Consider the following 10,179-nt stretch of genomic DNA (forward strand, 5'->3'; position numbering starts at 1 on the left):
GGTGCAAGCGCCGCATCAAGCCTTGAGCAAAGGCTGTGCCGCTTGCACCCAACGACGCAGACATAAAGGACCGAGGGCTCTGGGACGAGGCCTGCCACGGGGCGCCCACGCCTCACCGCCCCATCGGCTGCAAAAACCGCGGCACCGCCACTTGTTCAATTGATAAGGTTATGTTTAATAACTATCTGAGCAGTTACTCATATCGATCACTCGCTTTGCAGGGGCATAACAATGACTAATCCCCACAGCGCGCTGCCCGACGACCGGGTGGCCAGCGCGCCCTACCATCCGCGCGGCGACAGCCGCCAACTCAGTGACAGCAGCTCGCCCACACCGGCGGAACTGACCGATTGCCTGTTCTTCTCGCCCGAAGACGGGCGTATCTGGCTCAACGATCAACGCATGGTGTTGCTGCACGGTTCGTCGTTCGGTGCCCTGCGCGCGGAGGTCATCGAACGCCTGGGGCTGGAGCAGGCGCGTGGCCTGTTCACCCGCACCGGTTATGTCTCCGGCGCGCGGGACGCGCGGTTGATCCGCGAGCGCTGGCCACAGGCCGATGCCGCCGCCGTGTTTCGCGCCGGGACCCACCTGCACACCCTGGAAGGCATGACCAAGGTCGAACCGCTGCACTTCAAGTTCGATGCCGACTCGGGGTTCTATGAAGGCGAGTTCCTCTGGCACCACTCCTGCGAGGCCGATGAACACGTGGGTGCCTACGGCATCGGCCAGGACCCGGTGTGCTGGACTGAAACCGGCTATGCGATCGGTTTTGTCAGTGGCCTGTTCGGGCAAATGGTGATTTTCCGCGAGGTGGAATGCCGGGGCATGGGCCACCGCTGTTGCCGGGTGATCGGCAAGACCGCGGAGCAATGGGGTGACGTCGAGCAGGACCTGCGCTACCTGAATGTGTCCCAGGCCGTCGCCGGCCCTCTCGCCCCCACGCCCGCCAGCCCGCTGCGCAGCAATGGCGGAGTCACTCAGCCGCAACCGTTGGTGGGCGCCAGCGCAGCCTTCAACGCCGCGATGCAAGCTTTGCAACGGGTCGCATTGACGCCCGCGACCGTGCTGATCAGCGGCGAGTCAGGGGTCGGCAAGGAGATGTTTGCGCGCCAGTTGCACCAGCTCAGCCGCCGCCAGGACAGCCCGTTCGTGGCGCTCAATTGCGCCGCGATTCCGGACAACCTGATCGAGGCCGAACTGTTCGGCGTCGAACGCGGCGCCTATACCGGCGCGACGCACTCGCGGCCTGGACGTTTCGAACGGGCCCAGGGCGGCACGCTGTTTCTGGATGAAATCACCAGCCTCAGCCTGGCCGGGCAAAGCAAGTTGCTGCGGGCCTTGCAGGAACGGGAAATCGAACGGGTCGGCGGGGTGCGCGGGATCAAGGTGGATGTGCGCGTGGTGGCCGCCACCAATATCGACCTGCGTAAAGCCGTGGCTGACGGCAGCTTTCGTGAAGACCTGTTCTACCGCCTGAATGTCTACCCCATCGCCCTGCCCCCGCTGCGCGAACGCCGGGACGACATCCCGCTGTTGATCAATGCGTTCCTCACGCGCTTCTGCCAGGAATACGCGCGAACGCCGGCGGGCCTGACCATGCGCGCCCTGAAGGTGTTGCTGCGCTATGACTTCGCGGGCAATGTGCGCGAACTGCAAAACCTGATCGAACGCGGCCTGATCGCCAGTGACGAAGGCCAACCCATCGACCTGGTGCACCTGTTTCGCAACGAGCCGATGCCGGCCGATCCCTATGGCCTGGACGACCACGGCAGCCTGTCCAACAGCGCACCGCCGCCGTGCCTGGCACTGTTCGACACCCTTGGCCAACTGGAACCGGGGTTTTCCATCGAAGGCCTTGAATCGCGCCTGCTCAACGAAGCCCTGCAACGCAACGCCGGCAACCTGGCCGCCGCTGCCAGGCTTGTGGGGCTCAGCCGCGCTCAATTTGCCTACCGGTTGAAGAAGCATCAGCGGCAAATCCCTTGAATGCCAATTAGTGCTTTAAAAGCTTTACCCAATTAAGTATTTTGCAGGGATACCGGGGCGATAAGCGCCCCTCTTTTTACTCGTGACAAGGATCTCCTGTGAGCGGACTGCGTGAACGTCAGAAAGCCGAACGCCGGCAAGCTATCAGCCAGGCGGCGATCGAGCTGTTTGAACGCCAGGGTTTCCAGAACACCACCATCGAACAGATCGCCAGCCAGGCCGGGGTGTCGCCGCCGACGGTGTTCAAGTACTTCGGCAACAAGCAGGAAATCATCCTGGAAATCCTGCATCACGCCGATCAGCGCGCAATCAGTGACACCCGCCGCGAGATCCACACAATGGACGATCCGGTCGAAGCGCTGTGCCACCTGGAAAGCCTGCTCACCGGCTATGCCCTGGAAGTCATGCACCCCAGCCTGTGGCGTGAACTGCTGCCGCTGATCCTGTTCGGCGGCAGCAATGAACTGCCGGCCGGTTATCGCGCCATGAACGATGCGCTCAGGGCGGAAATCAGCGAACTGCTGCGGGAACTGCAACGGGCCGGCAAGCTGCGCCCGCAACTCGATGTGGAGTTGGCCGCGTTCCTGTTGAACGACTATTCGCACCTGCAACTGTTCAGGCTGGTGAACCAGGAACAGCCGGATATCGACGCGCACTCGACGCAGGTACGGCGCATCACCGAGCTGCTGTTCTACGGCATGCAGGCCTGACAGCTTCCAGGGCCGGGCCTCAGTAAAAGCGATAGCAACGAATCACCACCTGGTCGGCGCCCGGGTAATGCACCAGGCCGATAAAACTTGAACGGGTGAGCCAGTCCAGCCGCCCCTTGGGCACCTGAAACAGCGGGGTGCAGGTGCAGCGGTACTCCGTCTCAGGAATCGGCCATTGACCGTCGCGCTCCAGCTGGCGCCCGTACTCAGTCATGGTCAATACGCCGCGGTTACGGATGTTGATCACCTCGCCTTCGTCGGTCCTCAGGCTGTAGCGGGCATCCAGTTGACCGATGCCATCCGGGCGCAAAACAAAACAATCGTCTCCGCCCGCCAGGACCTGGCCGCTGATGCCGACCCCATCGAAGTCCCCGCCCATAATCGGGTAGTTGCAGCGCAGGCCTTCAACGCTGTCGCCCAGGGTCACACCCGGCCCTATCGCGACGCGCAGGGTCAGCACCCGCTGCAAGTTGGGGGCAATGTCCATCCGTTCAGTCATGGCAAGCTCCAGGCCCGGCGCGCACGCACCGGGCCACACTGATCAGCGGTTGCTCTTGATGGCCGTCCAGGTGCGGGTACGGATGCGCTCCACGGCGGCCGGAATCGGTTCCAGGGCGAACAGGGTCTTGCGCGCTTCCTCCGGCACATACATGTTGGGGTCGTTGCGGATGCTGGCGTCCACCAGCGCAGTGGCGTCCTTGTTCGGGTTGGGGTAGCCGATCTTGTTGCTGATGCGCGCAATCACGTCCGGGCGCAGGATGTAATTGATGAACGCATGGGCCTCCGCCAGATCGGGTGCCTTGGCCGGGATCATCATCACGTCCGCCCACATCGGCGCGCCTTCCTTGGGCAGTGCCATCTCGACCTTGACGCCCTTGCCGGCGGCATCTGCCAGTCGCGTGGCCAATGCAACACCGCCGGACCAGCCCACGCCCACACAGATATCACCGTTGGCCAGGTCCATGCCGTAGCGCGACGAGTTGAAGTAAGTGACGTAAGGGCGAATCTTCATCATCACGGCCTGGGCTTGCACATAGTCTTCACGCTTCTGGCTATTGGGGTCGAGGCCCTTGTAGTGCAGGGCAATCGGCAGGATCTCGTTGCCGGCGTCGAGGAAACCCACGCCACAACTGGCGAGCTTGGCGAGGTTTTCTTCCTTGAAGATGATGTCCCAGCTGTTCATCTGCACGTCGGGGCCCAGGGCCTTGCGTACCTTGTCGACGTTGTAGCCGATCAATGTGGTGCCCCATAGGTAAGGCACGGCGTAGCGGTTGCCGGTGTCACCCACGGCTTCCAGGGATTGCATGAACTGCGGGTCCAGGTGCTGCCAGTTCGGCAACTGCTGGCGGTCCAGCGGCTGCACGGCCCCGGCCGTGATCAAGTGCCCCAGGTTGGCGGTGCCGGGAAACACCACGTCATACCCTGAGTTGCCCGTCAGCAGCTTGGACTCCATGGTTTCGGCACTGTCGAACACATCGTAAATCGGGCGAATGCCGGTTTCTTCCTGGAAACTCTTGAGCACTTCGGGTGGCAGGTATTCGATCCAGTTGTAGATCCGTACGGTGCGTTCTTCAGCCAGGCAAAAACCACTGATGAGCAACGAGGCGACAGTGCCCAGCACGGTGTTACGCAAAAATCTGTTCATGATCAAAACACTCCAGCGCGGCCGCGATGGCTCGCAGCACTTAATAGCGGTAGGTGAAATACAGTTCCAGCGCACTGAACATCTGGTCGTTACCGAACACCTGTTTGGCGGCGGCCAGTGGCTTGACCCAGTTGTAGGACAGCGACGTATAGAACGACGGCGTGGGTGTCCAGTCGAGGAAAACCACACTTTCGTCAGCAAAGCGCCGATCGCTGACCGGCGCGCCCATGTAGTTTTTCTCGTCCAGCCAGAACTGGTAGTGAATCGCGCCGAGGGTCAGGGTGTCGTTGAGGTGGGTCTTGAGGGAGAACTGCTGGACGTTTTCGTTGCTGTTGAACAGCAGGTAGTTGCCGACCACATCCCCGACCAGCCACGTGCTCCAGTCAACGAAGCCCTTGCTCAGTGAATCCCAGGCTTTCTGGCGGTTGTCGGTGAGGTTGTCGTCGCCGGAAAAGCTCGCGTAGCGATAGCCGAGGATCGGTGTCAGCGGCACGGTGCTGAAGGCGTAGTCGGCCTGGGCGTACCAGGCGTTGGCATCGTAGTCGACACCCTCGCCGCTGCCGCGCGCCAGCGCGTACTCGGCATTCAGGGTCAGCGCCTGGACGCCGGGCACCTTGGCGTTGAGCGCCCTGACGTTGTACACCTGCATCCCGTCCCGACGGCGCGGCAGCGTGCTGCCTTTGGGGCCAAGGGCATTGACCTTCATGGCCATGGCACCGAGCGTCACCTGGTCATCGAGGTTGTAGTCGAGGTTGACGCCGGTCATGCGGAAATCGCCCAGGTCATCATCGGTGCGCAGGGTGAATACCTGGGACTTCAGCGCGCCATGGTCCCAGGCCAGGATCGCTGAATCCTTGAAGGCGGTTCGCGGGCCGAGCCAGTAGGCGCCGTCCTTGTACTGGTCGAGGTTACCGTCCATGACGATGAACCCCGTACCGATCATGTAGTTCTGGCGGCCGGCGGTGAACTTCCACTCGCCGGCGCGAAAACCGCCGTAGAGTTCTTCGGCTGCGACCTTGCCGTCGGAGCTGCGGGTGAAGCCTCCCGCATCGCCATCGCCGAACGTGCTCGCCCCCACCAGGGAACCGCCGGCCAGCAGGCTGAAATCCGGTTGCAACGCATACTCGAGCTTGACCCCCGGCTTTACGTAGACCTCTTGCCAGTTGATGCGGGCGCCGCCGTTCTTGCCGCTGCGTGCATCGACCTGGCCGCTGCCGAAGTTGACGCCACGGGTAAACAGCGTCGCCCCACCCACGGTGAGATTGACTTCACCCTTGAGATCGCCGTCCTCAAAGGTGTAGCCCGCCAGCGCGACGTGGGTGGTCAAGGGTAAGCCGAGCGCTAACAGCGCTCGAGAGAAACGCTTGGTGAAAACCATAAGAAGCTCCTGTGGAATTATTGTTGTTACAGGGCAGTCAATGGCGACGCAGGGCGCCGCCAACACCTGGGCAAGCCAGGTGAATAGAACGCAAGACTCTTATTGTTTGGCGTGGATCAGCGACTCAGGTGGGCGGCGATCGCGCGCAGCATGCGCACGCTGTCGGTATCGAACGGGCTGACCGCATCGGTGAGTGACGATTGCTTGACGATCACCACGCCGGACGGCTTGTCGATGAACAGGTATTGGCCGTGGATCCCTCCGGCCATCAGGGCTTGGCTGTGGTCGTTGAACACGTACCACTGGCTGCGATAGGACGCACCCGGCGTCCAGCTGGAGAACTCGGCATTTTGCGCGTAGATCGCCGGATCAGAACCGGCGGCGATACGCGCTACGGTCTCGGGCGACAACAGCTCGACCCCGTCCTGGCGACCGTCGTTGGCGAGCAGGCGACCGAAGCGCGCCATGTCTCTCAAGGTGGCACTGAAGCCCGCCCCGGCAACGTTACGGCCCCAGGGATCGGCCATGAAATAACCGTCGCGCTCGCAGCCCAAGCGCCCCCAGATCTGTTCCAGCATCTGACTGCACGCCTGGCCCGAGGCCCGTTCCATGACCCATGCCAGGACTTCGGTGGTGGCGGTCACGTAATGGAAAAAGCCGCCGTGTGCGCCACGTTTTTTCAGTGACGGCAGGTATTGGTACAGCGATTCAAACTGGGCGTATGGCGCCGGTGCCGGCTGGAAACCGCAGGCATAACCGTACTGCGAACTCTCGGAGGCGGGATCGTCATACACCTCGTTGTAGTCGATGCCCACGGCCATATCGAACAACTGGCGCACGGTGGCATCGCCAAACGCACTGCCCACCAGCTCAGGCACGTAGTACGCGGCAGACAGCTCGGGCTTGAGCAGGCCGTTGGAAACCAGTTGTTCGCCGAGGGTGCCGATCAGCGACTTGGTCACCGAGAACATGATGTGCCGGTCATCCGCGCGCTGGCCGTTGAAGTAGCGCTCGAACAACACCGTGTCGCCCTGCATCACCAAAAAGGCGTCGGTCTGGCTGGCAACAAGGTGTTCGATCACGCTGATGCTGAGCCCGCATTCGCTGTCAAAACACAGTTGGTCCAGCGCTGTGGGCGCTTCCTTGAGCTGAGCGGCAGGCCTTGAACCCGCCGCCACATCAATCGTGGGACGCAGCCGCGCCAGATGACGGAACCCCCACTGGCTGAAGGGCGCGCGCATCCAGTTGTGCCACGTTACCCGGTGATTCGTCTCGGCCGGGAAGCCCTGCATCAGCGCAGGTGCCACGGGGGTTGCAAAGCACGACTCATTGGCCTCGACGTAAAGAGTCGCCAGTACAGACGGGGTTTTAACACTCATCGGGATAACCCTGAAAATGACTCTGCGTGGGAGCAGATGCACAGGAATAATTATCCGATATTTTATTTTAGTCAATAAAACTTTTTACTCGTTAATTTTACAAACAGTTGTACGACAACAAAGACACACATGATAGTATTTCTCATGCAGCGGACGTTCGATTCGCTGCACCAGTGGCAAGGACGTCCGCTCGAGAAACGCGCATGCCTGTGCGCGTTTAAACACTCAAGTTAATCAAGGATCTGATTACTCATGACAAAACCCTCAACCTTCACTGCCTCCAAACTGGCCAGTGCCGTTATCGGTGCCCTGCTGTTTTCCAGCGTTCCTGCGCATGCCGCGGACATCTGGCTGGATTCGGCCACCACCGGTTGGGCCACTCAAAACGGCGGCACCAAGGGCGGCTCGCGAGCTGCGGCGAATAATATCTACACGGCAAAAAACGCGGCTGAGCTGAAAACCGCACTGAGCGCGTCGGTGGGCACCAATGGTCGCATCATCAAAATCACCGGCATCATCGATATCAGCGAAGGCAAGGCTTATACGACGACTGCTGATATGAAGGTACGCGGTCGCCTGGATATTCCTGGCAAAACCACCATCGTCGGTACCACCAGCAATGCCGAGATCCGTGAGGGTTTCTTCTATGCCAAGGAAAACGACGTCATCATCCGCAACATCACCATCGAAAACCCTTGGGATCCCGAGCCGAAGTGGGACCCCACGGACGGCAGCGCCGGCAACTGGAACTCGGAATACGATGGCCTGACCATCGAGGGCGCCAATAACGTGTGGGTCGATCACGTGACCTTCACCGATGGCCGCCGTACCGATGACCAGAACGGCAGTGCCAACGGCCGTCCGAAGCAGCATCACGACGGCGCGCTGGATGTTAAAAACGGCGCCAACTACGTGACCATCTCGTACTCGGCGTTCAAGTCGCACGAGAAGAACAACCTGATCGGTTCCAGCGACAGCCGCACCACCGATGACGGCAAGCTCAAGGTCACCATCCACAACAGCCTGTTTGAGAATATCTCTGCCCGTGCGCCGCGCGTGCGTTTCGGCCAGGTGCATCTGTACAACAACTACCATGTGGGCAGCACCAGCCATAAGGTGTACCCGTTCTCGTACGCTCACGGTGTGGGCAAGAACTCGAAGATCTTCTCCGAGCGTAACGCCTTCGAAATCGCCGGTATCAGCGGTTGCGACAAGATCGCCGGCGACTACGGTGGCAGCGTCTACCGCGACACCGGCTCGACCCTCAACGGCAGCGCATTGAGCTGCTCGTGGAGTTCGAGCATCGGCTGGACCCCACCGTACAGCTACACTCCGCTGGCTGCCGATAAGGTCGCCGCCGACGTCAAGGCCAAGGCCGGCGCCGGTAAGCTCTAAGCAGCACTGTCATCTGTGAAATGAAAAGCCCTCGGTGACGAGGGCTTTTTTGTGCAGCTATTGCACCAGTTGGTTGATCTCGATGATCGGCAACAGCACCGCCATCACGATCACCAGCACCACCGCGCCCATCACCACGATCATCAGTGGCTCCAGCAGTGCGGTCATGCCCATCGCCCGGCGCTCGATATCGCGGGACAGTGTCTGCGCGGCGCGATCGAGCATAGGCGGCAGCGAGCCGGTCTTTTCGCCGCTGGCTATCAGGTGGATCAGCAGGGGCGGAAATACTTTTTCCGCCGCCAGCGCCGTGGCCAGGCTGACGCCTTCGCGCACCTTGGCAGTGGCGTCGTTGACGCACTGGCTCAGGCAGTCGTTGGACAAGGTCTGGCGTGCCGCTTCCAGTGCACGCAACAGCGGCACCCCGGCGCCGCCGAGAATCGCCAGGGTCGAGGCAAACCGTGCGGTATTGAGCCCGAGTACAAAACGCCCGATCAGCGGCAGGCGCAACACGCGACGATGCCAACCCAGACGCGCCAGCGGGTTGCGCAGGTACACACGCCAGCCCCAGAAACCCGCGATCAAAGCACTGAGGCACAGCCAACCCCAACCGCGAATGAAATCACTGGCATTGAGCATCGCCAATGTCAGCCCGGGCAAGTCCTGGCGCGCCTGGGAAAACGCACTGACCACCTGGGGCACCACGTAGCTGAGCAGGAAGATCACGATGGCGATCGAGACCAGCCCTACCACTCCAGGATAGATAAACGCGGTGAGGATTTTACTGCGCAGGTTATTGCGTTCTTCGATGTAGTCGGCCAACCGCTCCATCACCTGGGCGAGGTCGCCGGACTCCTCTCCCGCCGCAATCAGCGCGCGGTAGATCTCCGGAAAGTCCCGTGGCCGCGCGGCCAAGGCATCCGCCAGGCGCATGCCGCTGCGTACATCGGCACGCACCGCACTCAGGGCCTGGACGATGTGTTTGCGCTCGGCTTGTTCCACCGTGGCACTCAACGCGGCCTCCAGTGGCAGGCTGGCGCTGAGCAGGCTCGCCAGTTGCCGCGTGGCCCAGGCCAGGTCGTTGTCCGACAGCTTGGCGCTGAACAGGCCCGCGCCAGCCCCTGAGGCCGTATTTTGCTCAAGGTGCACCGACAAGGCCGTCAAGCCACGCCGGCGCAGAATCCCGAACGCCTCGCGCTGACTGTCGGCTTCCAGGTGTCCGCTCTCGATCTTGCCCATGGCGTCGGCGGCTTCGAAACGGTAGCGATTCATCAGGCGTCCCGTGTCACGCGGAGCACTTCTTCGGGTGCCGTCACGCCGCTGTTGACCCAGCGTTCGCCATCCTCACGCATGCTGCACATACCGGCGCTGCGGGCTGCGGCCCTGAGCGCCTGCTCACCGGCGCCCTGGTGAATCAGCGCGCGAATCGCGTCGTCAATGCAGAACAGTTCATGAATGCCGGTGCGACCGCTGTAGCCGGTGTGGTTACACGCCAAACACCCGAGTGGACGCCAGGTGCCCGGGCTGGCCGGGTCTTCTTCCTTGCATTGCGGGCAGAGACGACGCACGAGGCGTTGCGCCAGAACCCCTAGCATTGAAGACGCCAGCAAAAACGGCTCGACGCCCATGTCCAGCAGGCGGTTGACGGCGGATACCGCGTCGTTGGTGTGCAACGTAGCGAGTACCAAA

General features: G+C 61.6%; 9 protein-coding genes and 1 pseudogene. 3 read left to right on the top strand and 7 right to left on the bottom strand.

The window, feature by feature from the left end; translation table 11 throughout:
* Positions 1–231: 231 nt before the first annotated feature.
* Both FX984_RS31895 and FX984_RS31900 read left to right on the top strand, forming a co-directional pair.
* Positions 232–1,986 carry a sigma-54-dependent Fis family transcriptional regulator gene (locus tag FX984_RS31895; protein ID WP_146477499.1) on the top strand — a complete coding sequence of 585 codons (1,755 nt, stop codon included), beginning with the start codon at positions 232–234 and terminating at the stop codon, positions 1,984–1,986.
* A 98-nt stretch (positions 1,987–2,084) separates the two neighbouring features.
* Positions 2,085–2,696, top strand: a complete 612-nt coding sequence (locus FX984_RS31900; RefSeq protein ID WP_027603454.1) for a TetR/AcrR family transcriptional regulator — start codon at positions 2,085–2,087, stop codon at positions 2,694–2,696.
* Positions 2,697–2,715: 19 nt separating this feature from the next.
* Here the strand turns inward: FX984_RS31900 and FX984_RS31905 are convergent, their stop codons facing one another.
* From FX984_RS31905 to FX984_RS31920, 5 genes and pseudogenes are all read right to left on the bottom strand, one after another.
* A complete protein-coding gene (locus tag FX984_RS31905) occupies positions 2,716–3,195 on the bottom strand; it encodes a DUF3237 domain-containing protein (protein WP_027603453.1) in 480 nt (159 codons plus the stop codon).
* A 42-nt stretch (positions 3,196–3,237) separates the two neighbouring features.
* Positions 3,238–4,341: a polyamine ABC transporter substrate-binding protein gene (locus FX984_RS31910; RefSeq protein ID WP_027603452.1), complete on the bottom strand. Its 1,104-nt coding sequence runs from the start codon at positions 4,339–4,341 to the stop codon at positions 3,238–3,240.
* Between the two features lie 40 nt (positions 4,342–4,381).
* Positions 4,382–5,719, bottom strand: coding sequence for an alginate export family protein (locus FX984_RS31915; RefSeq protein ID WP_146477497.1), 1,338 nt, complete (start codon positions 5,717–5,719; stop codon positions 4,382–4,384).
* 99 nt (positions 5,720–5,818) lie between these two features.
* The gene (locus FX984_RS33355) at positions 5,819–5,965 is read right to left on the bottom strand and encodes a DUF2845 domain-containing protein (protein WP_371914556.1); all 147 of its coding nucleotides are present in this window, start codon (positions 5,963–5,965) and stop codon (positions 5,819–5,821) included.
* Positions 5,914–7,098 (bottom strand): annotated as a pseudogene (locus tag FX984_RS31920) (serine hydrolase domain-containing protein); the annotation flags it as partial. The pseudogene FX984_RS31920 and the gene FX984_RS33355, both read right to left, overlap by 52 nt.
* Positions 7,099–7,350: 252 nt before the next feature.
* Between FX984_RS31920 and FX984_RS31925 the strand changes: the two are divergent.
* Positions 7,351–8,493, top strand: a complete 1,143-nt coding sequence (locus FX984_RS31925; protein WP_027603449.1) for a pectate lyase family protein — start codon at positions 7,351–7,353, stop codon at positions 8,491–8,493.
* Positions 8,494–8,550: 57 nt separating this feature from the next.
* On the opposite strand, the gene gspF is transcribed toward FX984_RS31925, so the two are convergent.
* Positions 8,551–9,762, bottom strand: a complete 1,212-nt coding sequence (gene gspF, locus FX984_RS31930) for a type II secretion system inner membrane protein GspF (RefSeq protein WP_027603448.1) — start codon at positions 9,760–9,762, stop codon at positions 8,551–8,553.
* Positions 9,762–10,179, bottom strand: a 418-nt coding sequence (locus FX984_RS31935; protein WP_190329713.1) for an ATPase, T2SS/T4P/T4SS family, incomplete at its 5' end; no start/stop codon positions are given. The genes gspF and FX984_RS31935, both read right to left, overlap by 1 nt.

It is taken from the genome of Pseudomonas marginalis (assembly GCF_008692035.1).
GTDB lineage: Bacteria > Pseudomonadota > Gammaproteobacteria > Pseudomonadales > Pseudomonadaceae > Aquipseudomonas > Aquipseudomonas marginalis.